This is a genomic window from Vibrio cionasavignyae (assembly GCF_050337155.1).
In the GTDB taxonomy this organism is placed as follows: domain Bacteria; phylum Pseudomonadota; class Gammaproteobacteria; order Enterobacterales; family Vibrionaceae; genus Vibrio; species Vibrio nomapromontoriensis.
The window spans coordinates 99,827-120,680 of sequence record NZ_JAKJSR010000014.1; the positions used below are offsets into that span (position 1 = coordinate 99,827).

The window sequence follows — 20,854 nt, forward strand, 5'->3', positions numbered from 1 at the left end:
ATAATTGCATCAAGATTTATTGAGATTGATGGTGAATAAATGTCGAAAACAGCGAAGTTAGAAAATGAAGACAAGTTGTTCAAGAAGGCGTTAGAAGTCGGTACTAAAATTGCTGCAATGCAAGGTTACACACTCACCAACCAAGGGACGACTCCGTCCATGAAGGCAAAAGCCATCTACTTGTTTTTAGTAGAAGTGAATCAGATAACCCCCCTTCCCGCCGATAAATGCGATGGAAAAAATATTAGAAAGCGATTAGCGCTATGGATCCATAGCGCATTACCTGATGATGATCCGTTGAAATAGGTAACCATCAAGTGGCATGTATCGTTGAGCCGTATCGACTTGCCTAGATCGTCTCAACTTGTTTTTGCTGTGAGCGGGGTAGCCACTTTGTCCATCGAATGGGCATAATAGGTATAACGATTAGCGCAATACCAATAAGGGTGAGGATATCGGGTATTTCATCAAACCACATCACCCCAAACGCCGTAACAAAGATAAGTCCAGAATATTCAGCCAGCGCGATTTGATTAGCAGGCGCCTTTCTATAGGCAACCACAACCAGCGCATGATAGCCCAGAACCAATAGATTAATGACCATAATCCAGCCAATATGGTGCCATTCAATAGTACTCCACTGCGGTATTGCGAGCGCAAGCGCGAGTGGCAGAGTCATTACTCCCGTCCAAAATAGCGTGGCAACAATATGCTGATCATTGGGCAGTCGCTTAATCAGCACATTTCCAACCCCCATAGAGAGCGCACTGCCAAGCCCTGCGATGGCAGCCCAATGAAATTGTTCAGGGCGTAGGACAATGACTACACCTATAAAGCCAATTAATGTCGCAATCACTTTGGTAGAGTTTAGCTTTTCTTTGAGCAATATCACTGACAATGGCAGCATCAATATTGGTCCGACATAAAACATCGCATTTGCAGTTGCGAGAGTTAAGTGGGTGACCGCAATCATCGCGCAGCCACTGCCCATGAGAATGAACTGTGCACGTAAAAAATTAATGCGACATCCTCCTTGCATTCGGACTGCTTTAGGGAGCTTTAGCCACAAGGGAAGCAGCAGAATGACACTGAATAATTGCCGAATGAAAACATACTGGAAAGTCGGAACTTCACCATTGAGCACTTTAAGAGAGACATCTGAAAAAGAGGCTAATAGGTTGGCAAAAATAAGAAGAAATAGCGCTTGATTGGTCGCGTTGCTTAACGGCATATGGTAGTGGTGATGCGTCACATTTAAAGGTGGCGCATCATATACTGGAATAAAGAGAAGTAGAACTAAAATCGATATTAAACAGGATGTTACTTTACGCTATTTTGCTAAGCGAATCATTGGAGTGGATATCGGCCTTCCTCCGAGTGAGACTTCGCCAATAGGCTGAAAGCCAAACCGCTGATAGAAGGCAACATTTCTAGGGCTAGAGCACTCTAAGTAGGCGGGTTTCCCACTGGCGTCAATCGTCGGCAATGTGGCTGCCATTAAATCATGACCAATCCCTTGTCCCATGTAGGCAGGGTCTACACCGATTAAAGGTAAGTACCAGCAGGGCTCTGATGGGTAAAACTGTTCAAGCTCATGAAAAAAACGTTGTACTTCACTTAAGATTCCGGTGGGGCAGGTGGTAAATGCGAGCTGTTTTATCTTATCTTCATCGGGGTGACGGTCGGGGGCGAGCCATGTAATAACGCCAGAAAAATCCTTTGTCGCCCATGCGGTACCATCAATAATTGATGGCCCTTGATATAGCTTGGCGTAGTCTGGGAATACTCGCATGAAAAGTTCTGCGCTTGGCCAAATGTAACGCGCGGCAGGATCGCTTAAAAACGCTGCCGTCATACAAGCGCTAAATTGCGGCATGTCAGCCGCAGTGACGGTTTTTAAAGCTCTATTGATCATTGCAATGCTTACTCTTTATCATCGTTGGTCGGTTGTTTTTCATCGTGTGCTAAGCCGAGAAATTTTAGCCCTAAACTTAACATCAGTATAGCGATAGGTAAGATAAGTGTTTCCCAGCTCAGATTGTTAAAATCAACCAAAACTAGCTCTAAGAATTTGACAAAAAGAATGACAATGATGACTTCTGCAAGAATGTTTTTTAGATGGCCGATATTGGGTGTTTTTATCCAATGTAAGACATTAAACGACTTGAGTTTATCGTTTTCACTGTCCCAAATAAATAAAGTGAACACTCCGTGCGCAAAGATAAAAAGCACCAGTGCAACCAAAAAGGTATCTAAAGATTTCACCATATAATTTATTGCAAGATCAGCGGTATCTAAATGCGACATATTGGCGGTTTTTTCTGTACCAATAAAATAGACATAGAAAGCGGCGTAAGCTTTGGTCGCACCGATTAAACTTAACAAAGCAGACCCGCACAGGGAGCTGATAATGGCAATCCAGCTTACGTAGCGAAAATTATTTATGAATTGCTTTTTCAAAATCGACCTCGATCTGCTGAGTGTCTGTCAAATATAGTTCATGTAAAAGATAGTTCAAAAGAGGGCACACTAAGTAAACGAATGAGAAACGCTATCGTCATGTAAATTATCTTGTGGGGTATATACTCAAGTGACATATTGATGCTGAGGATGACGTGATGGCCTACGACTCTTTTATATTACACTCAAAATATCCCCCATCGGGCGATCAACCAGAAGCGATAGCTAGGCTCATTCAAGGCGTTCAAAATGCGGCAACGCATCAGACATTACAAGGTGTGACCGGGTCTGGTAAAACATTTACCATGGCGAATATTATTCACCGATTAAAAAAACCGACTCTGATATTGGCTCATAACAAAACCCTGGCGTCGCAACTCTACAGTGAAATGAAGGCTTTTTTCCCCAATAATGCCGTTGAGTATTTTGTCTCCTATTACGACTATTACCAGCCAGAGGTCTACATTCCTGGAAGCGATCGCTTCATTCGCAAAGACTCCGCTATCAACGAACAATTGGAACGCCTACGTTTATCGACAACGAAATCGCTCGTAGAGCGCAGAGATACGATAGTGGTTGCGTCGGTGTCTGCCATTTATGGGTTGGGCGATCCTGCGGATTATCGGGCCATTCAAATACCGTTAACGGTAGGCGCAATGGTTGATAAAGAAGAGTTAGTATCGAGACTGTATGCGTTGCAATATACGCAATGCCAAAAAACGATTGAACGAGCTACGTTTCGTGTTGATGGTAATGTGGTTGATATTTTCCCTGCTGATTCTGAGTATAAAGCGATTCGGGTGATTTTGGGCAATCAAACTGTCGAACGTTTGCAGTGGATGGATCCGATTTTAGGGAAAGCCTTAGAGGACATACAGCACTACCGAGTATCACCGAAAACGCTCTATGCGGCTTCACGAAGTCAGTTACTGGCTGCTCGAGAATCCATTCAGCTTGAGCTTGAAAAAAGGATACAAGCGCTTACTGCCGAGTCTCGTTTAACCGAGGCAAGTCGCTTGTTCGAGCGGACCATGCATGATTTAGACATGATGCGGGATTTTGGTTATTGCTCTGGAATGGAAAACTACGCGAGTTATTTAAATAAGCGTGATGTTGAATTGCCCCCAACGACACTGTTGGATTATTTACCGAAAGATGGCTTGCTGTTTATCGATGAATCTCATGTCATGATTCCTCAAATATCCGCAATGTATAAAAGCGATCAAAGCCGAAAAGAGACACTCATTGATTATGGCTTTCGGTTGCCATCAGCACAGCACAATCGCCCCATCATGTTTAGCGAATTTGAAAAGCTAAAACCTCAGACGATTTTTGTATCAGCGACACCGGGAGCGTATGAGTTAAAGCGCTCAGGTAATCATGTGGTTGAACAGATTATCCGGCCCACAGGGCTCTTAGACCCAGTCATTGATATTAGGCCGCTTGCTACTCAAGTTGACGATCTTATTGGCGAAATACAGAAAAGAATTCAGGTTGATGAAAGGGTATTGGTGACGACGTTAACTAAACGAAGTGCCGAATCTCTTGAACAACACCTTAAGACGTTAGGTATTAAGGTTGGTTATATTCACTCTGATGTGAAAACCTCAGACCGAGTAGAAATTATTGACTCATTACGGCGTGGTGACATTGATGTGCTAATTGGAATTAACCTGTTAAGAGAGGGACTAGATATTCCAGAGGCCTCTCTGATTGCTATTTTTGATGCAGACCACGCTGGCTTTTTACGCTCTAAACAAGCGCTTATTCAAATTATTGGGCGGGCAGCTCGCAATGTTAATGGACTGGCGATTTTGTATGCTGACAAAGTCACACCAGCGATGCAGCAAGCCATTGCAGAGTCAAATAGCAGGCGACAGAGGCAAATCTCCTACAATCAGGTACATAGTATTTCTCCTGCATCATCAAAACGGAAAATATCTTCAGAAGCTACGCCGATACAGCCAGTTTACGAGACAAGCTTTTGCCACAATTTAACGGAATTATGTCAGCGTATAACGGCATTGGAGGGACAATTGCTACTTGTATCTGCCGAGCGAGACAGGGGTGCTATTGACGACATTCGACAGCAATTAGATAGCTTATATCGACAGTTTATTTTTATCTAATACGGAAGCTGAATTATGCTGACAAAACGGCTTTTGAAGAGGAACTTCAATAGCTTAGGTATGCGAACGTTTGCAACTGATTGCTATTGACAAGTTGCTCAAGTCCTGTTTTATTGAGGTTTGGGTATAAAAAATATTTTGGTAAGTACCCATTTGGGTAACAAGGATGCCAAGCATAACTGGCGTCTGTTTATGACCTAGTCATTTTGATCCGTTTGAGGAAATAACATGTCTGAATTGAAGATTATAAAGGCAGACTACTCTGCCGTGCCAGCATTGAGTGAGATGTTTATTGATGCATATGCAAACAATGAAGCTATGCAGGCGGCTTTACGACAAGATGAAGCATCCGATTTTGCTCATGATTCATATTGGCGTTGGGCTCTTGGCGAATGGGGTTTAGGGGGCGGCGAAGTGTACACCACACCAGACAATGAAGGTTGTGTGATCATGCGCTCTCCGGGTAAACATGAAGCCGATATTATGCAGAAGATGGAATTACTTGCGATTGTGACACGCATGATGGGCTCGACAAAAATTGAGTTGGCAAAAGAGGTTTGCGAGCAAATGTTGGCAGTACCGCCTCTTCAAGACTGTTACTGGTTATGGGGATTAGGTGTTTCTCCTAAAGCTGGCGGTAAAGGTTTAGCGGGTGCTTTGATTAAAACAGTAACAGATCAAGCCGATGAAACAGGTAAGCCAACTTATGTCGTGGCATCAAGTGAGACGGTAGTGAAGACGTTCGAACGTCGAGGTTTCACAGTGTTGTCGAAAAGCGAGAACTTCCCTTATTGGTTCATGCTTCGACCAGTCCAAGCTTAATAATTAGTAGTAAGTATCTAGTAGTGAGTAACTAGTATGAAGGACTCTGGTTGGTCCTATTGCTAATACAAACTATAGAAGCGCTAGACATTCAGTCTAGCGTTTTTTTTGCTTGAAATTGCTGATGGAACTGCATGGTTTCGGGGGACCCATCGCTCTCTTTCGAGTAGAGTTTTTGTTTTGGAATTTGTCAAAATCTTTCGAAAATCAAGCCAAGCGTCATCACAAAATCAAGCCTTTTATTTTTCTTCTTGCAGAACTCGACTTCTCTAACTAGCATTTAATTAACAAAAATATAACAAGTGCTTACGTTATATTTATTGACACTAAACTTAATAAGTAAGTGGTTCGTTGTTTGCTTTGAGCATTTACCTGTTGGGTTTGTTTGAGCCTTTTGGCTCACCTTGTTTCGCTAATTTGTAGCGGAACGTGCTAAAGCTCAGTTGCCTTTTTAGAATTTACAACATAGCGATTAGAGTGTTGTGACTAAGAATGAAGCAATCTGAGCTTGATTACGGCATCACCATCCTAATCAGTTTGATCACTGTTTGGACGTGCTTGGTTGATGTTTAAGGGGAACCGCATCAGGAGAGATGTGGCTAGGCAAAGGAGAAATCTTTTGAAAAGATTGCTGCCCGTTTGCTCATGGATGGCTATGACGGCGATGCTCGTCAGCCAGCCTGTGAGCGCTGAATCAAACAACTACAACCTCACCCGTGGGGTGACGGACATTAGCAATAAGGTCTATGACCTTCATATGCTTATCTTCTACATATGCTGTGCCATCGCATTTTTAGTCTTTGGTGTGATGTTCTATTCCATCATCAAACATCGAAAATCGAAAGGTGCTGTCGCCGCCAATTTCCACGAAAGTACCAAAGTCGAAGTGTTATGGACGGTGATTCCCATTATCATCCTCGTTGCTATGGCTATTCCCGCTACCAAGACGTTAATTGCGATGGAAGACACTTCTCAATCGGATCTAACCATTAAGATCACTGGCTCACAGTGGAAATGGCACTACGAGTATTTTGGCGAAGATGTCGGTTTTTATTCATTACTTGCAACCAGCCAAAAGCAAATAGATGGCATTGAAGAGAAAGGCGCTCACTATTTGCTTGAGGTTGATAATGCCTTGGTACTTCCAATCAACCAGAAGATTCGTTTTCTCATGACGTCGGATGATGTGATTCACTCATGGTGGGTACCAGACTTTGCCGTCAAAAAAGACACCATCCCAGGTTTCATTAATGAAGCATGGACCAAAATAGAACAGCCAGGTGTCTATCGAGGCCAATGTGCAGAGCTCTGTGGTAAGGCACATGGCTTCATGCCAATTGTCGTGCATGCGATGACGCAAGAGGATTACGACGCGTGGCTAAGTGAGAAAAAACAAGAAATGGCATTGGCGAAAGAAGAAGCCGCAAAATCGTTGGATGCAACCTTGTCTATGGAAACGTTGATGGCTCTTGGAGAGGAGGTTTACACCGCTCGTTGTGCCGTGTGTCATCAAGCGAATGGGAGCGGAATTACGGGCGCATTTCCTGCGATTGCGGGGAGTCCTGTGGCAACGACCGGAGAGGTATCGGTGCACCTTGCAAAAATTGTTGATGGTGTGAATGGTACGGCGATGCAGTCCTTTGCTAATCAGCTGAGTGATAAAGAAATCGCGGCAGTCGTAACCTATCAGCGAAATGCCTGGGGAAATGATACGGGTGATACCGTGCAGGCATCAGACGTAAATGCGTACAAAACTCAAGGAATGGAGCCTGTTAGCTCCGAGGAGCAGTGATGAAGATGGATCCCATGGAAACAACAAAATCGTCAGCTGCGACAGATGCTGAATTGAGCCGTGCAGAAAGTGGTGCAGTCTCAGAGGGGATATTACAAGACGAGCCTGAACATGATGAGCACCATGCCACCCCAACCGGTTGGGCGCGTTGGGTGTATTCTACCAACCATAAAGATATAGGTACGCTTTACCTTTGGTTTAGTTTCATCATGTTTTTGACGGGAGGCGCGATGGCAATGGTCATCCGTGCAGAGTTATTTCAGCCCGGTTTGCAGTTGATTGATCCGCATTTTTTCAATCAGATGACCACTGTTCATGGTTTAGTGATGGTGTTTGGTGCGGTGATGCCAGCCTTTACTGGGTTGGCGAACTGGATGATTCCTATGATGATAGGGGCGCCCGATATGGCGCTGCCTCGTATGAATAACCTAAGCTTTTGGATTCTGCCGTTTGCGTTCCTTATCCTTCTCTCTTCATTATTTATGCCCGGAGGTGGCCCCGACTTTGGGTGGACGTTCTACGCCCCATTGTCCACTACATATGGACCAGACAGCACCGCGTTGTTTGTCTTTTCTGTACACATCATGGGTATTAGCTCGATTATGGGTGCCATTAACGTCATCGTGACCATTTTCAATATGCGAGCGCCGGGTATGAAGTTAATGAAGATGCCGCTTTTTGTGTGGACATGGCTTATCACTGCGTTTTTGTTGATTGCCGTGATGCCCGTACTTGCGGGCGCGGTAACCATGATATTGACAGATAAGTACTTTGGTACCAGTTTCTTTGACGCGGCTGGTGGTGGTGACCCTGTCATGTTTCAGCACATATTCTGGTTCTTTGGACACCCAGAAGTTTACATTATGATTTTGCCATCATTCGGCATTATTTCCGCCATTGTTCCTGCGTTCAGTGGCAAGAAGTTATTCGGCTACCACTCGATGGTTTATGCCACATGCAGTATTGCTTTACTGTCATTTTTGGTTTGGGCGCATCATATGTTTACCACGGGAATGCCTGTGTTTGCTGAGCTGTTCTTTATGTATTGCACCATGCTGATTGCTGTCCCCACGGGTGTCAAAGTCTTTAACTGGGTCGCAACGATGTGGCGCGGGGCGTTGACCTTTGAAACGCCCATGCTATTTGCCATCGCCTTTATTATTTTATTTACCATTGGGGGCTTTTCGGGACTCATGTTGGCGATCGTGCCTGCGGACTTTCAGTATCACGATACCTATTTTGTGGTGGCGCACTTCCATTATGTGTTGGTAACTGGCGCGGTCTTCTCGATTATGGCGGCGGCTTATTACTGGTTGCCGAAGTGGACGGGACATATGTATGACCATAAGTTGAGTTTGTGGCACTTTTGGTGCTCAGTGATTTCCGTCAATGTGTTGTTTTTCCCTATGCATTTCTTAGGGTTAGCAGGAATGCCAAGAAGGATCCCTGATTACGCGATTCAGTTTGCCGATGTGAACCAGATAGTATCAATTGGTGGTTTTGCCTTTGGCTTATCGCAACTTATCTTTTTGTGGTTGGTGATTAAGTGCATTCGCGGTGGTGAAAAAGCACAAGCGAAACCATGGGAGCGTGCAGAGGGTCTTGAGTGGACGGTACCTAGTCCTGCACCGCATCACACATTTTCTACGCCACCACGCGTTGATTAAAGGCGGGTCTTTTGATGGAAAGCAAACCCCAAGCGTCAAATAAAAAACTGATAGCCATACTATGCGCTGCGGTGATCGGTATGTTTGGGTTTGGGTTTGCGCTTGTCCCTTTATATGACGTGATGTGTGACGTCTTGGGTATTAACGGTAAGACGAATACGGTATCGGCAGTTCAGCCGGTTGGCATGCAGATCGATACATCAAGAACCATTCGTGTGGAGTTTATGGCGCACATTAACCCAGACATGCCTTGGGCGTTTACGCCTCAGCAGGTCGTTATGGATGTGCATCCGGGTCAGGTGATCCAAACCGCCTATATGGCGACGAATAATGCGACACAGCCTTTAGTAGGACAAGCGGTTCCTTCTGTCTCTCCTGGATTGGGCGCGGCGTACTTTAATAAAATAGAGTGCTTTTGTTTTAATCAACAGCCATTAGAAGCAAGCGCTCAGGCAGAAATGCCGCTTATTTTCTATATAGAGCCTGATGTGCCTGAGTCTATACACACACTGACTTTGTCATACACGCTTTTCAATATTACCAATACAACCAACATTACCAATAGCGCCAATAATAGTGACTCTAATAGCGTTAACCCGCAGGGTGTCATTGATGTTAGTCAAAGCAGTACAGGCAGTAAAAGCGCACTTAACAGGGAGTTAAGCAATGAGTAAACCTCAATCTTATTACGTTCCAGCGCAAAGTAGCTGGCCAATTATCGGCGCTATTGCGTTGTTCTTAGTGGCCGTTGGTGCTGGTCTAACAGTGCAAAATTTAGAAGTTGGGGGAGCCGGAAGCGTTATTGGTAACGTCATCTTGGCGTTAGGCTTTATTATTTTGCTGTATATGTTGTCTGGTTGGTTTAGTAACGTCGTGACAGAGTCTTTATCAGGACTGTACTCTGAACAAATTACTCGCTCATTTAAGCAGGGCATGAGTTGGTTTATTTTTTCAGAAGTCATGTTCTTTGGTGCTTTTTTCGGTGCACTGTTTTACGCGCGAATGATTTCTGTGCCATGGCTCGGCGGGGCAGACAATAATGTCATGACGCATGAAGTGTTATGGCCAGCATTTGAAGCTATGTGGCCGTTGACTCTGACGCCCGGAGGGACTGAAACCGAAGCGATGCCGTGGCAGGGTTTACCGCTTAAAAACACCATTCTTCTGTTGCTGTCTTCTATTACCTTACATATGGCTCATGTCAGCTTAGAAAAAAACAAACGTACCGCACTGATTGTTTGGTTAGAAATTACCATCGTTTTGGCGGTGTTCTTTCTCTATTTTCAAACCGTAGAATACGCGCATGCCTATCAAGATATGGGATTGACGCTGCAATCAGGCGTGTACGGTAATACCTTCTTCATGCTCACTGGGTTTCACGGTTTACACGTATGCTTGGGGACTATCTTTTTAATCGTATTACTGTTTCGAATTGCAAAGGATCACTTTACTCCCAAGAACCATTTCGCGTTTCAAGCGGGCAGTTGGTATTGGCATTTTGTTGATGTGGTGTGGTTGTGTTTGTTTGTATTTGTGTATGTGTTGTAGAACAACACGTTACAAGGTCGAAAGGGCTGGGCTTGAGGTTCTAATAGGGCCTCATATTGGGCACCAAAATACCGCTCTTAAGGGCAATAATCAGCAATATAACCACTATAGCGGAGAATAGTACGCGTCGTCCAAGGTAGTAGCTCATCGGTTTATCAGAAGTTGTGTCGTCTTTTACCATTCGAATTAGAGCAAGGGCCAAGTTAAAAATAATGAAAAGTAGCAGCAGTACTAAAACAACTTTAAATACTAATGGGGTCAACATAAGCTCTCCTAGTATGCTGTCGGCTTGGTTTTGGACGGCGTTGATTTTAACTGTGGTCGTCTTTTCGTTATTGGTCAAATTGGGTTTCTGGCAATGGGAGCGTGGGTTAGAAAAACAAGATATTGAATCCATGCTTGCAGAACGAGCTCAGCAGCCACCAACATTACTGTCAGAACAGGATATTCCCACCGCGGTTAGCATGGCTAACGTTGATGCCGCTCAACATGAATATCGTGCTTTTCTTGGTTATCCCATATTGGCGAAGTTGCAACCTGAACCGATTCTATTTTATCTCGATAACCAAACGGTTGATGGCAAAGTTGGCTATTTGGTGTACCAACTCATGCAAGATTCTAGCGGTCGTCGCATCATGCTTGAATTAGGTTTCGCTCCAGTGATGGGCAGTCGAGATGCGCTGCCTTATATCTCTCCCTTTACGGGCCATGTGCAAGTGACGGGACGTTTATATCAGAAGCAACCGAATCCATTAGGAAATGCGCTGTATTTAGAAACGTTACCGATGTTGCAAGAGGTTAACGCGAGCACATATAAAACTTATAGAATTCAGAACTTGAATTTAGCTGACATGGCTGAGTGGATGACCCAACCTTTACTTGGTTGGGTCATCCAGCCCACAGACGGGTCAACGGGTAATGTGCATCCTTGGAAGCCGATATCAATGAATTCTAACAAGCACTTTGGTTATTCATTGCAATGGTTTTCTATGGCGGCGGTGTTTGCATTCATTATGCTTGCTGTCGCCAGAAGATCGTTCAAATCATCTCGCAAGGAGGCGTCATGAGCGAAGAGAACACGTTACAGCACCAACACAAAAACACGCCACATTCGCTAAGAAAGCACAACGACTCGGGGACAAATCGTCGTGCTCAGTGGAAAGGTAGGCTGACCCTACTTGTGCTTATTTTATTCTTTGCCCTGCCTTTTATTTTCGCCAAAACGATTTTGTCTAATCATTGGTATCAATCTGGCGTTACCAACCACGGAGTGCTTGTTGAGCCAAGAGTTACCCTTGGAGATCTTGGCGTAAATAATCCGTTGCAACACGAAAGCTGGCAACTTGGTTATATGCTTCCAAGCGTTTGCCAAGCCGCGTGTCAAAATCGTTTATACGTGTTAGGGCAAACCTATATTGCATTGGGGCGCCACCAAGAGCGAGTGACACCAGTTGTTTATGTATTACCCGGTCAAACGGTGCCTGAATTACCTGACTCGGTGATGATGATAGAGGTGACTGATCAATTTGTCAGTGCAGTTCCAAAGGAAGGGTATGTGATTGTCGATACATTAGGACAGCTTGTCATGTCTTTTGAAGCGGCGACTGCTGAGAATGAAGCATCACACAGTAAAGGAGTGCTAACGGATTTACGTAAGCTACTTAAATTGTCACGTGTGGGGTAAAGCATTGATGTGACTTAATGGTCGGTTCATTTGCTAAAAAGCTCACGTTTCGCCGCATGGAAGCAAAAAGTGAGATAACAAGGAGTCGCTATGAAATTGATTCATCTAATCAGATTGAGTTTAGTACTGACCGTGATTGTCATTGCGATGGGGGCCTATACTCGGTTGGCGGATGCGGGGCTTGGTTGTCCGGACTGGCCAGGGTGTTACGGACAGTTGACCGTGCCTACGGATAAAGTGGAAGTGCAAGTGGCTAACACGCTATATCCCGAAAGGGCTGTGGAGCAAGACAAGGCTTGGCTAGAAATGATACATCGCTACTTAGCGGGTGCTTTAGGGTTACTGGTGTTTATGATTACCGTGACTGGCATTGTCAAAGAACGCCATCGAATGGGCTTGCTATTACCGTTATCCTTATCGGTTATCATTGTTTTTCAAGCGGCATTAGGTATGTGGACGGTGACACTGAAACTCATGCCGATTGTGGTGATGGGGCACTTACTCGGTGGCTTTACCATGTTTGCACTGCTGTTCTTTAGTTATCTACGGTTACGACCCAGCGTTGAAATTGATAGACGAGCAGAGCAAGTAGGAGCCAACGATCTTTCGACATCACCACAACGCCAGCCTTTTCAACCTAAAGTCGTCACACCGAATCAAGGGATAGATACAGAGCCATTTTCAAGACAGATATCTGCATCTGAGTTGCCTAATTCCCTTAAGTATTTAGCTGCAGTCGCGCTCGTACTAACCATTATTCAAATCATGCTCGGTGGATGGACGTCGTCTAATTACGCGGCAGTGGTGTGTACAAGCTTGCCAATATGTGAAGGGCAGTGGTTTGAATCTTTGGACTTTATCACGGCCTTTACGCCCGTGCATTTTGGTGTGGAAAGCTATGAGTTTGGGGTTTTAGATTATGCAGCACGTATGACGATTCATGTCACGCATCGTATAGGCGCAATGTTAGTCACAGTGGTGGTTTGTTTGCTTATTTATCAATTAATGCGCGAGCAACACAAAGCGTTTAAGCGTCTCGGAAAAGGGCTAGCCATGATGCTAGTGATGCAACTGTTACTTGGTGTTTGCAATGTACTGTTTCATTTGCCGTTAGGCATTGCAGTTCTGCATAACTTGGGGGCTGCATTGCTTCTATTGACTTTGATTAAAACTAATTACGTTATCTGGTCTGCGAGAGCGGTGACGCGTAGTAAGCCTAAGTTTAGTGTTATCGAGTCCTACGAGTCGATTTCGCCCGCTAAAGCGTCTGGGGATAAGGAGAGATCTCTATGAATAAAACGACGACAGTACCAACGAGTGGTGTGCCGCTCATTCCTTCTAGTAAAAGTAACGTTGTTTCCAAGGGTGCTGCAAAGCATAAAGCTGACTGGAGAGTTTATCTTACTTTAACTAAGCCTAAAGTGGTGGCGTTGATGATTCTTACAGCGTTAGTTGGGATGTGTCTTGCCGTTCCGGGGGCACTGCCGTTACAGCAAACTATTATGGGCTTACTTGGGATTGCACTTATGGCGGGTTCGGCGGCGGCATTTAACCACCTAATAGATCGTCGAATTGATGGCATCATGTCTCGTACCCATAAGCGCCCGTTACCATCAGGAGATTTAAGCGTATTTAAGGTGTCGGTGTTTGCATCAAGCATAGGTGTTGCGGGTTTTGTGATTTTAACATCCACCGTAAACTGGCTAACAGCGTGGCTTACGTTTGCAAGTTTGCTGGGTTACGCGGTGGTATATACCTTATATTTGAAACGAGCGACACCACAAAATATTGTTATTGCGGGTATCGCGGGCGCGATGCCGCCTCTACTTGGCTGGACAGCAGTGACTGGTGAGCTTCATGCCAATGCATGGCTATTGGTCATGATTATCTTTATTTGGACACCACCTCATTTTTGGGCGTTGGCGATACATAGAAAGGACGATTATGCTAAAGCAGACATTCCAATGCTACCTGTAACCCATGGAGTGGAGTATACGAAAACCTCTATTTTGCTCTATACCATTTTATTGGCGTTAGTATGCTTAATGCCTGCGCTGGTGGGAATGACTGGGCTGCTCTATCTCGTCGGTTCAACCGGATTAAGTGCTGGTTTTATCTATTATGCCTGGAAATTAAAATTTGCCGCAGATGACAAAACCGCGATAGAGACATTTAAGTTTTCGATCATACACTTAATGGTACTGTTCGTTGTACTTCTGGTGGATCACTATCTACCTATTTAATGAGCTGTATGGATGAGAATATTGATCGCTGAGATTTTATGCCCGTCCTTTAAAGCGGGGATGAGCGTGATGATTCAAGGCGTTTAAAGAGCAGTGAAAGTGATAAGCATAAAATGAAGTAACACAAGCCAACAATCAGCCATATTTCGAAAATGAGGCCGGAAGAGTTAGCGATTTCTGTGCCAACAAATGTCATTTCTTGGATCGAGATTAAAGAAACGATCGAGGTGTCTTTTACTAAAGAAATGGCCTGTCCTGCAAGAGCTGGGCTTATCATGGTTAAGACTTGCGGGGCAATAACGTCTTTATATTGGCTCCAAGTCGACAGCCCTAATGTCTTGCCTGCTTCCCATTGTCCTTTTGGTATTGCCGCCAATCCAGAGCGAACAATTTCAGCCACATACGCTGATGACAGCAACCCAATGCAAACAACCCCAGACAGTAAGTTTTCCCATAACCTACTAGGACCAAACAGAAAAGACTGTATACCATTAATTGATCCTGAATGTTCTCTTAGAACTTCGGTTAGCCCGAGTAATGGAATCAGTTGGTTAGATACAAAAAAGTAAAAAATAAAGATGAATACCAGTGGCGGTATGTTTCTGACCAATTGGATGAATAAGTTCGCAGGGATCGCGATCGCCTTAATGGCTGAGTGTTTGGCGAGTCCGAGTAGTGTACCCAGTGATAGTGCCAGTAACATTCCCCATAGACTTAATCGCAGTGTTGAAATAATACCTTGAACAAAATAGGGTAAGCTGCCATCAGCCCTTGGAGTGAAAACCAACGCGAATGCATCGTGCCAGCGCCATTGGTAGTGAATACCAATAGAAGAACGATAGCCAAGCCATACTGCCACCATCGCTAATAAAGTTAATAGCGCAATATCGAGCGTGTTAGGGCGCCAACGGAAAAAACGAGGTTGGTCAGGCTTGGTGGTAAACGCGTTGGGTTTGGTCATGAGCTATTGTCCGCTTGCTACCTGATTTTGCCAATCAAGGGTTGAGAACCAGTACTCGTAGCGCTCTTTTAGCCACCCATCGTCAGTGCGAGCTTGTATCCATTCATTGAAGAAAGCTGTTTTGTCGTCTTCACCTAAACGTACGGCAAAGGCTTCGTTGCCTTTTGATAGACGGTCGTCAAATGGGATAAATAGCGCGTTTGAGTTTTTTACTGCTTCATGTTCTGGTTTTGGGCTAGAGGCAATAACCGCATGAGCGTTGCCATTAAGCACTTCTTGGAACGCTTGAGCGTCGTCATCGAATTGAAGAACTTTGGCTTTAGGGAAGGTTTCGCGCGCAACCTGTACAGTATAAGCGCCTCGACGAGCGGCTATTTTAATGCGTCGTGAGTTAAAGTCTTCAACAGTTGAGAAGTCAGCTGCAAGCTTTTTGCTTGCTGCAATTTGAACACCAGAGTGTGAGTAAGGTTGTGTAAAAAGCACGCTTTTAGAGCGTTCAGGTGTAATGGAGAGCCCACCAATGATGACATCAAACTTTTGTGATAATAGTGCTGGAATGATACCGTCCCATGCGGTTGGAACAAATTCCACTTTCCAGCCGGAGTCTGCTGCTAATCGTTTTGCTACATCAATTTCAAAACCGACGAGATCACCTTGCTTATCACGCATTGCCCATGGAACGAAGGTAGACATACCAACGCGCAATGTACCTCGCTCATTAATTTTATCAAGGTTCGGTGTATCGCTGGCATAAGCGCTTATGGATGCGCTTAGTCCCATCAGCAGGATAGCCGCGGCCTTGGTTATTGTCGTTAATGTCCTTTTCATCGTGTGGCTCCTTGGGTACAAATGAGGTTAGGTGTGTTTTTCGGTGTTTAATCTATGCTCTAGCCAAGCTGAAATTGCTGATAGCGAGAGTGTTAATACGAGATAAATTGCCGCAACGGTAAACCATATTTCAAAAGGCATTGCCGTTTCAGCGACGATATTTCGCCCTTCGGTAGTGAGGTCAAAAATCGCCATAACACTGACAATAGAAGAGTTCTTAATTAGTGAAACGACTTCATTGGTTAGCGGTGGCAGAGTCCGGCGCACGACTTGAGGTAATATCACATCGTAATAGGTAAAAAATGGTGAAAGTCCGATGCTTCGACACGCTTCACTTTGTCCTTTGGGGATACTCATTAATCCCGCTCGGAGTATCTCTGCTGTGTACGCGCCTTGAAATAGTGCGAGTGCCAGTACAGCGGTAGAGAAACGGTCGAGTCCTATGATTGGGCCAAAGACGAAGTAAAGTAGGTAAATTTGTACGAGTAGCGGTGTATTTCGAATGGTCTCTACGTAGCAGTGAGCAATGCTTCGTCCTACAATTGAGTCTGAACGTTTAAGTAGCGCAGTAACCAAACCAAAGATGAGAGTGAAAATAAGCGCCACGGCACTAATTTGTATAGTGACTAACAAGCCCTCAAGTAGCTCCGCAGGCCACCATGCTCCATCTTCATAAAAGGCGAGGTAGTCAGGAACTCGTTCCCATTGCCAACGATATCCCATGTTTTGTGCGCCGCTATCTAGCAGCCAAACCAAGGCATAGATAATTATCGCTATTTGCAGTAATGCTGATGCGACGGGTTTAATGATGTTTACCAGAGTTGAACTGGATGATGCAGCTTTCGAGGTCATCAATGGTTAAGGATCTTATCTAAAAATGCTTTGGTACGAGGGTGAGCAGGGGCGTCAAAGATCGTGTTAGGTGAAGCTGACTCGATAATACGACCTTCATCCATAAACACCACCTTGTCAGCAACGCGCTTAGCAAACCCCATCTCATGGGTGACACAAAGCATGGTCATTCCTTCTTCTGCAAGTTCAATCATCACGTTCAGTACTTCACTGATCATTTCTGGGTCAAGTGCTGAAGTGGGTTCATCAAAGAGCAATATGGTTGGTTTCATGCACAGCGAGCGAGCTATTGCGACGCGTTGCTGTTGTCCGCCGGACAGCTGAGAGGGATATTTATGAGCTTGTTCAGCAATTTTGACACGAGCGAGCATCTCTAGCCCCCGCTTATTGGCAGTGGCTTTTGACAGTTTGAGTGTTCGTATCGGCGCTAACGTGAGGTTTTCAAGAACGGTTAGGTGCGGAAATAGATTGAAATGCTGGAATACCATTCCAACTTGGCCAGGGGCAATACTTTTAGAGTCATTTGGATGACCAAGTACCGTGATAGCACCACTATTGTGTTGCTCAAGCCCGTTAACACAACGAATCAGCGTTGATTTTCCAGAACCAGATGGGCCGCAAATTACGACGATTTCGCCTTGATTAATGTTTAGGTTGATTGCGTTGAGCGCTTGAAATTCACCAAACCATTTATCGACATTGTCAAATACTACTGCGTTCACTAGAGCCTATTTTCTTTATATTTTCTCATACCTTACCAACAACGGTAACGGCTCACAATCACTTAACGCTTATTGATAATTGAATCATTGTGTCATTTTAACTCTATCGGGTCTTTTGTTGTTGTTTTTTGTGTGGTCTAAATGACACAGTGAAAATGTGGTTTTATTGTTAAATCCCTTTTTTATTAGTGGGTTATGTCATTTTTAATTTTTGGCACGGTTAGTGCAATTAGCCCAAGAGTGAATAAATGGCTTTGGCAATGCATCAAAGCAAGGAATTTAAAATACTGGAGTTCTTAATATGTTCTGTATTCAATGCGAACAAACTATCCAAACCCCTGTTTCTAAGGGCTGTTCATACTCTCAAGGCATGTGTGGAAAAACGTCGGATGTTTCCGATTTACAAGACGTGTTGGTCTATACGTTACAAGGTGTTTCTTTCTGGGCCGATCAAGGCCGAAAATTCGGCATTGTTGATCAGGAAATTGATCAATGGGCTCCGCGTGCATTCTTCTCTACATTGACCAATGTAAACTTCGACCCTGAGCGTATTATTGAACTCGCGAACCTAGCTGCAACTTATAAACAACGATTGCAAGAGCAGGTGACTGCCGCTGCGATCCTACAAGACGTTCAGCTTGATACTTTGTCTTCAGCGGCGTTGTTCGATCTACCAACTTCAAAAGAGGCGCTGTTGGCGTTTGCACCCACAGCCGCGGTAAACCGTGGTCACGATAGCTTGCATGAAGATGTTATTGGGCTTCGTTTGTTGTGTCTTTATGGCTTGAAAGGTGCGGCAGCCTATCTAGAGCACGCTCGCGTGTTGTCGCAAACCGATGAAACCGTCTATGCGGAATACCACCAGATCATGTCTTGGTTGGGTACAGATCCTACGGAGCTAGAGGCGTTGCTCAATACCTCTATGCAAATTGGCTTGATGAACTACAAAATCATGGAAATGCTGGATAAAGGTGAAACCGATACATTTGGCCACCCAGAGCCAAGCCAAGTCAATGTTAAGACCATCCAAGGTAAATGTATCTTGGTCTCTGGGCATGATTTGCATGATTTAGAAAAAATCCTTCAGCAAACAGAGGGTACGGGTATTAATGTATACACCAACGGTGAAATGCTACCTGCCCATGCTTATCCTGAGTTGAAAAAATACCCTCATTTAGCTGGTAACTACGGTAGTGCTTGGCAGAACCAGCAAAAAGAGTTTGCTAATTTCCCTGGCGCTATCGTGATGACATCTAATTGTCTATTGAGCCCAGATGTAGGGCAATACGCCGATCGCCTATTCACTCGTAGTATTGTTGGCTGGCCGGGTGTGGCTCACCTTGAAGGTGACGATTTCAGTCAAGTGATTGATTGTGCACTCGCATTAGAGGGCTTTAAGCACAACGAAATTGAACACATGATTACGGTTGGATTTGGACGTAATGCGCTGATGCAGGCGGCACCTGCCGTGGTTGAGCAAGTAAAAGCGGGCGCGATCAAGCACTTCTTCTTAGTTGGCGGTTGTGATGGTGATAAGTCTGAACGTAGTTACTATACCGACTTCACGGCCCAAGCTCCGGAAGACAGCGTTATCTTGACGTTGGCTTGCGGTAAATTCCGTTTCAATAAGAATGAGTTTGGTAGCATTAACGGTATTCCCCGTCTGTTAGATGTGGGCCAATGTAATGATGCGTACTCGGCAATTCAACTGGCGTTAGCACTTGCTGATGAGTTTGATTGTGGAATCAATGAATTGCCATTAACACTGGTGTTATCTTGGTTTGAGCAAAAGGCGATTGTTATTTTGCTGACACTTTTTGCGCTAGGCGTTAAGGGTATTTACACGGGTCCAACGGCTCCTGCGTTCCTAACGGATAATCTGCTGAAGATCATGCAAGACAAGTTTGATATGCGTGGTATTACAACGGCTGAAGAAGATCTTAAAACCATTTTAGCGGCGTAATTAAGCAGCGAATGAAACTCAATCACAACGTTGTAAAGTAAAATTGTAATGGTGTCTTCGGGCACCATTGCTGATGGTTAGGAGAGTAATATGGCATGGTCTCAGTCAGGGGCAGTGGAGCTTACGTGCACGAAAAAATGGTATGAAACGCCAGATTCAGTCACATTTGAGTTGTCGCCAAATAGTCACGAGGTAACGTTTCAGTTTAAGCCCGGTCAGTTTTCATCACTAGGCTTCGATATAGAAGGCAATAAACATTTTCGCGCGTATTCTATTAGCTCGAAGCCAGGTGACAGTCGATTACGTTTTACGGTTAAACGAGTGCCCAACGGCCTTGTTTCAAACCATGTCGTCGAGCAGCTGGAAGTGGGTCAATCGGTTGAGGCAATGACACCTGTAGGGCAGTTCAACAATGTGGACTGCGCACCACAAGCCAAGGTGCTTATGATCAGTGCTGGTTGTGGTATTACGCCAGTGATGTCCATGGTAGATGATTGGTTAGCCAATGAGATTCCTGTTGATATTGAGTTTTTACACTTAGCAAAAAGCAAACAAGATGCTATTTACTTCAATAAAATTCATGAGCTGAATCTTCAGGTTGATCACTTTAACCTTAATATGTTGTTAGAAGACAACCGTGGCACCGATCATCCACAAGGTTTAATTAGCTTAGAGTGGTTACAAAAACTCGTGGCTGATTTTCGTGATCGTACCATTTATTTATGTGGCCCTACCGGGTTTATGGAAGTGGTTAAGTCTGTTTTAGAACACGCTGATTTTGACATGTCACAATTCCATCAAGAGAGCTTTACCCCAGCAGAATCAGAGCCTGTTGTTGCCTCCATCGTCGCTGGGACTACTCAAGATCAAGCTGTCGTTAAAGTGACGGTTCCTAGCTTTGGTGTAGAGCTGGACGCGAAGCCGGGTAGCTTATTGCTGGATGCGTTAGAAAAAGGCGGTGTTCCCGTTATCGCGGCCTGTCGTAGCGGTATTTGTGGTTCTTGCAAATGTAAGGTGAAAGTGGGGCAAGTGCAGTCTTCAAGTACGGAAACATTAACGGCAGAAGACGTAGGAAATGGTTTTGTACTGGCGTGTTCTAGCCAAATACAGTCAGATGTTGAAATTGCGCTAAATTGATATCGACCTTCGTACTTCACGTTACTAGGTATTTCACTTGAATTGG

General features: G+C 44.6%; 21 protein-coding genes. 13 read left to right on the forward strand and 8 right to left on the reverse strand.

The features are described from left to right. The first annotated feature begins 39 nt into the window (after positions 1-39). Positions 40-306, forward strand: coding sequence for a DUF5062 family protein (locus L4D74_RS11045; RefSeq protein WP_265677470.1), 267 nt, complete (start codon positions 40-42; stop codon positions 304-306). A gap of 43 nt (positions 307-349) precedes the next feature. Here L4D74_RS11045 and L4D74_RS11050 read toward each other — a convergent pair whose 3' ends face one another. The 3 genes from L4D74_RS11050 to L4D74_RS11060 all read right to left on the reverse strand — a co-directional run bounded on the left by L4D74_RS11050 (position 350) and on the right by L4D74_RS11060 (position 2,460). Next, the gene (locus tag L4D74_RS11050; RefSeq protein WP_265677471.1) at positions 350-1,231 is read right to left on the reverse strand and encodes a DMT family transporter; all 882 of its coding nucleotides are present in this window, start codon (positions 1,229-1,231) and stop codon (positions 350-352) included. Positions 1,232-1,330: 99 nt separating this feature from the next. After that, on the reverse strand, positions 1,331-1,915 hold the full coding sequence (locus L4D74_RS11055) for a GNAT family N-acetyltransferase (RefSeq protein WP_265677473.1): 585 nt from the start codon (positions 1,913-1,915) through the stop codon (positions 1,331-1,333). Between the two features lie 8 nt (positions 1,916-1,923). After that, positions 1,924-2,460: a YqhA family protein gene (locus tag L4D74_RS11060; protein WP_428752163.1), complete on the reverse strand. Its 537-nt coding sequence runs from the start codon at positions 2,458-2,460 to the stop codon at positions 1,924-1,926. 158 nt (positions 2,461-2,618) lie between these two features. On the opposite strand from L4D74_RS11060, the gene uvrB reads away from it, so the two are divergent. The 6 genes from uvrB to L4D74_RS11090 all read left to right on the forward strand — a co-directional run bounded on the left by uvrB (position 2,619) and on the right by L4D74_RS11090 (position 10,418). Beyond that, on the forward strand, positions 2,619-4,589 hold the full coding sequence (uvrB, locus tag L4D74_RS11065) for an excinuclease ABC subunit UvrB (protein ID WP_428752164.1): 1,971 nt from the start codon (positions 2,619-2,621) through the stop codon (positions 4,587-4,589). Between the two features lie 228 nt (positions 4,590-4,817). Further along, entirely contained in the window at positions 4,818-5,411 is a 594-nt protein-coding gene (locus tag L4D74_RS11070) for a GNAT family N-acetyltransferase (protein WP_428752165.1), read from the forward strand. 619 nt (positions 5,412-6,030) lie between these two features. Continuing rightward, complete coding sequence (gene coxB, locus L4D74_RS11075; protein WP_428752166.1) at positions 6,031-7,203, forward strand: cytochrome c oxidase subunit II; 1,173 nt, start codon at positions 6,031-6,033, stop codon at positions 7,201-7,203. Beyond that, entirely contained in the window at positions 7,203-8,870 is a 1,668-nt protein-coding gene (gene ctaD, locus L4D74_RS11080; RefSeq protein WP_428752167.1) for a cytochrome c oxidase subunit I, read from the forward strand. The genes coxB and ctaD overlap by 1 nt, the downstream gene beginning before the upstream one ends. Positions 8,871-8,884: 14 nt before the next feature. Further along, the gene (locus L4D74_RS11085) at positions 8,885-9,544 is read left to right on the forward strand and encodes a cytochrome c oxidase assembly protein (protein WP_428752168.1); all 660 of its coding nucleotides are present in this window, start codon (positions 8,885-8,887) and stop codon (positions 9,542-9,544) included. Next, a complete protein-coding gene (locus tag L4D74_RS11090; RefSeq protein WP_428752169.1) occupies positions 9,537-10,418 on the forward strand; it encodes a cytochrome c oxidase subunit 3 in 882 nt (293 codons plus the stop codon). The genes L4D74_RS11085 and L4D74_RS11090 overlap by 8 nt, the downstream gene beginning before the upstream one ends. Before the next feature lie 40 nt (positions 10,419-10,458). On the opposite strand, the gene L4D74_RS11095 is transcribed toward L4D74_RS11090, so the two are convergent. Continuing rightward, positions 10,459-10,683, reverse strand: a complete 225-nt coding sequence (locus L4D74_RS11095; protein ID WP_428752170.1) for a DUF2909 family protein — start codon at positions 10,681-10,683, stop codon at positions 10,459-10,461. 13 nt (positions 10,684-10,696) lie between these two features. Between L4D74_RS11095 and L4D74_RS11100 the strand changes: the two genes are divergently transcribed. The 4 genes from L4D74_RS11100 (at position 10,697) to cyoE (ending at position 14,345) form a co-directional block, all read left to right on the forward strand. After that, positions 10,697-11,485 carry an SURF1 family protein gene (locus L4D74_RS11100; protein WP_428752171.1) on the forward strand — a complete coding sequence of 263 codons (789 nt, stop codon included), beginning with the start codon at positions 10,697-10,699 and terminating at the stop codon, positions 11,483-11,485. Continuing rightward, entirely contained in the window at positions 11,482-12,102 is a 621-nt protein-coding gene (locus L4D74_RS11105; RefSeq protein ID WP_428752172.1) for a hypothetical protein, read from the forward strand. The genes L4D74_RS11100 and L4D74_RS11105 overlap by 4 nt, the downstream gene beginning before the upstream one ends. A 90-nt stretch (positions 12,103-12,192) precedes the next feature. Further along, positions 12,193-13,395, forward strand: a complete 1,203-nt coding sequence (locus L4D74_RS11110; protein WP_428752173.1) for a COX15/CtaA family protein — start codon at positions 12,193-12,195, stop codon at positions 13,393-13,395. Continuing rightward, the gene (cyoE, locus tag L4D74_RS11115; protein WP_428752174.1) at positions 13,392-14,345 is read left to right on the forward strand and encodes a heme o synthase; all 954 of its coding nucleotides are present in this window, start codon (positions 13,392-13,394) and stop codon (positions 14,343-14,345) included. The genes L4D74_RS11110 and cyoE overlap by 4 nt, the downstream gene beginning before the upstream one ends. A 49-nt stretch (positions 14,346-14,394) precedes the next feature. Here the strand turns inward: cyoE and L4D74_RS11120 are convergent, their stop codons facing one another. The 4 genes from L4D74_RS11120 to L4D74_RS11135 all read right to left on the reverse strand — a co-directional run bounded on the left by L4D74_RS11120 (position 14,395) and on the right by L4D74_RS11135 (position 17,708). Further along, positions 14,395-15,306 carry an amino acid ABC transporter permease gene (locus L4D74_RS11120; RefSeq protein WP_428752175.1) on the reverse strand — a complete coding sequence of 304 codons (912 nt, stop codon included), beginning with the start codon at positions 15,304-15,306 and terminating at the stop codon, positions 14,395-14,397. Positions 15,307-15,309: 3 nt separating this feature from the next. Next, complete coding sequence (locus L4D74_RS11125) at positions 15,310-16,086, reverse strand: transporter substrate-binding domain-containing protein (protein WP_428752265.1); 777 nt, start codon at positions 16,084-16,086, stop codon at positions 15,310-15,312. 75 nt (positions 16,087-16,161) lie between these two features. Next, positions 16,162-16,986 (reverse strand): amino acid ABC transporter permease, encoded by an 825-nt coding sequence (locus L4D74_RS11130; protein WP_428752176.1) that lies wholly within the window; start codon positions 16,984-16,986, stop codon positions 16,162-16,164. Further along, positions 16,986-17,708 carry an amino acid ABC transporter ATP-binding protein gene (locus L4D74_RS11135; RefSeq protein WP_428752177.1) on the reverse strand — a complete coding sequence of 241 codons (723 nt, stop codon included), beginning with the start codon at positions 17,706-17,708 and terminating at the stop codon, positions 16,986-16,988. The genes L4D74_RS11130 and L4D74_RS11135 overlap by 1 nt, the downstream gene beginning before the upstream one ends. 301 nt (positions 17,709-18,009) lie before the next feature. On the opposite strand from L4D74_RS11135, the gene hcp reads away from it, so the two are divergent. Both hcp and L4D74_RS11145 read left to right on the forward strand, forming a co-directional pair. Continuing rightward, positions 18,010-19,671 carry a hydroxylamine reductase gene (gene hcp / locus L4D74_RS11140; protein ID WP_428752178.1) on the forward strand — a complete coding sequence of 554 codons (1,662 nt, stop codon included), beginning with the start codon at positions 18,010-18,012 and terminating at the stop codon, positions 19,669-19,671. 90 nt (positions 19,672-19,761) lie between these two features. Then, complete coding sequence (locus tag L4D74_RS11145) at positions 19,762-20,808, forward strand: FAD-binding oxidoreductase (RefSeq protein WP_428752179.1); 1,047 nt, start codon at positions 19,762-19,764, stop codon at positions 20,806-20,808. Positions 20,809-20,854 lie beyond the last annotated feature (46 nt).

What these genes read in the sequence shown, in the direction of transcription:
- L4D74_RS11045 (WP_265677470.1), top strand. Translation starts at nt 40, where the DNA reads ATGTCGAAAACAGCGAAGTTAGAAAATGAAGACAAGTTGTTCAAGAAG.
- L4D74_RS11050 (WP_265677471.1), bottom strand. Translation starts at nt 1,231, where the DNA reads ATGCCGTTAAGCAACGCGACCAATCAAGCGCTATTTCTTCTTATTTTT.
- L4D74_RS11055 (WP_265677473.1), bottom strand. Translation starts at nt 1,915, where the DNA reads ATGATCAATAGAGCTTTAAAAACCGTCACTGCGGCTGACATGCCGCAA.
- uvrB (WP_428752164.1), top strand. Translation starts at nt 2,619, where the DNA reads ATGGCCTACGACTCTTTTATATTACACTCAAAATATCCCCCATCGGGC.
- L4D74_RS11070 (WP_428752165.1), top strand. Translation starts at nt 4,818, where the DNA reads ATGTCTGAATTGAAGATTATAAAGGCAGACTACTCTGCCGTGCCAGCA.
- ctaD (WP_428752167.1), top strand. Translation starts at nt 7,203, where the DNA reads ATGAAGATGGATCCCATGGAAACAACAAAATCGTCAGCTGCGACAGAT.
- L4D74_RS11085 (WP_428752168.1), top strand. Translation starts at nt 8,885, where the DNA reads ATGGAAAGCAAACCCCAAGCGTCAAATAAAAAACTGATAGCCATACTA.
- L4D74_RS11090 (WP_428752169.1), top strand. Translation starts at nt 9,537, where the DNA reads ATGAGTAAACCTCAATCTTATTACGTTCCAGCGCAAAGTAGCTGGCCA.
- L4D74_RS11095 (WP_428752170.1), bottom strand. Translation starts at nt 10,683, where the DNA reads ATGTTGACCCCATTAGTATTTAAAGTTGTTTTAGTACTGCTGCTACTT.
- L4D74_RS11100 (WP_428752171.1), top strand. Translation starts at nt 10,697, where the DNA reads ATGCTGTCGGCTTGGTTTTGGACGGCGTTGATTTTAACTGTGGTCGTC.
- L4D74_RS11105 (WP_428752172.1), top strand. Translation starts at nt 11,482, where the DNA reads ATGAGCGAAGAGAACACGTTACAGCACCAACACAAAAACACGCCACAT.
- L4D74_RS11110 (WP_428752173.1), top strand. Translation starts at nt 12,193, where the DNA reads ATGAAATTGATTCATCTAATCAGATTGAGTTTAGTACTGACCGTGATT.
- cyoE (WP_428752174.1), top strand. Translation starts at nt 13,392, where the DNA reads ATGAATAAAACGACGACAGTACCAACGAGTGGTGTGCCGCTCATTCCT.
- L4D74_RS11120 (WP_428752175.1), bottom strand. Translation starts at nt 15,306, where the DNA reads ATGACCAAACCCAACGCGTTTACCACCAAGCCTGACCAACCTCGTTTT.
- L4D74_RS11125 (WP_428752265.1), bottom strand. Translation starts at nt 16,086, where the DNA reads ATGGGACTAAGCGCATCCATAAGCGCTTATGCCAGCGATACACCGAAC.
- L4D74_RS11130 (WP_428752176.1), bottom strand. Translation starts at nt 16,986, where the DNA reads ATGACCTCGAAAGCTGCATCATCCAGTTCAACTCTGGTAAACATCATT.
- hcp (WP_428752178.1), top strand. Translation starts at nt 18,010, where the DNA reads ATGTTCTGTATTCAATGCGAACAAACTATCCAAACCCCTGTTTCTAAG.
- L4D74_RS11145 (WP_428752179.1), top strand. Translation starts at nt 19,762, where the DNA reads ATGGCATGGTCTCAGTCAGGGGCAGTGGAGCTTACGTGCACGAAAAAA.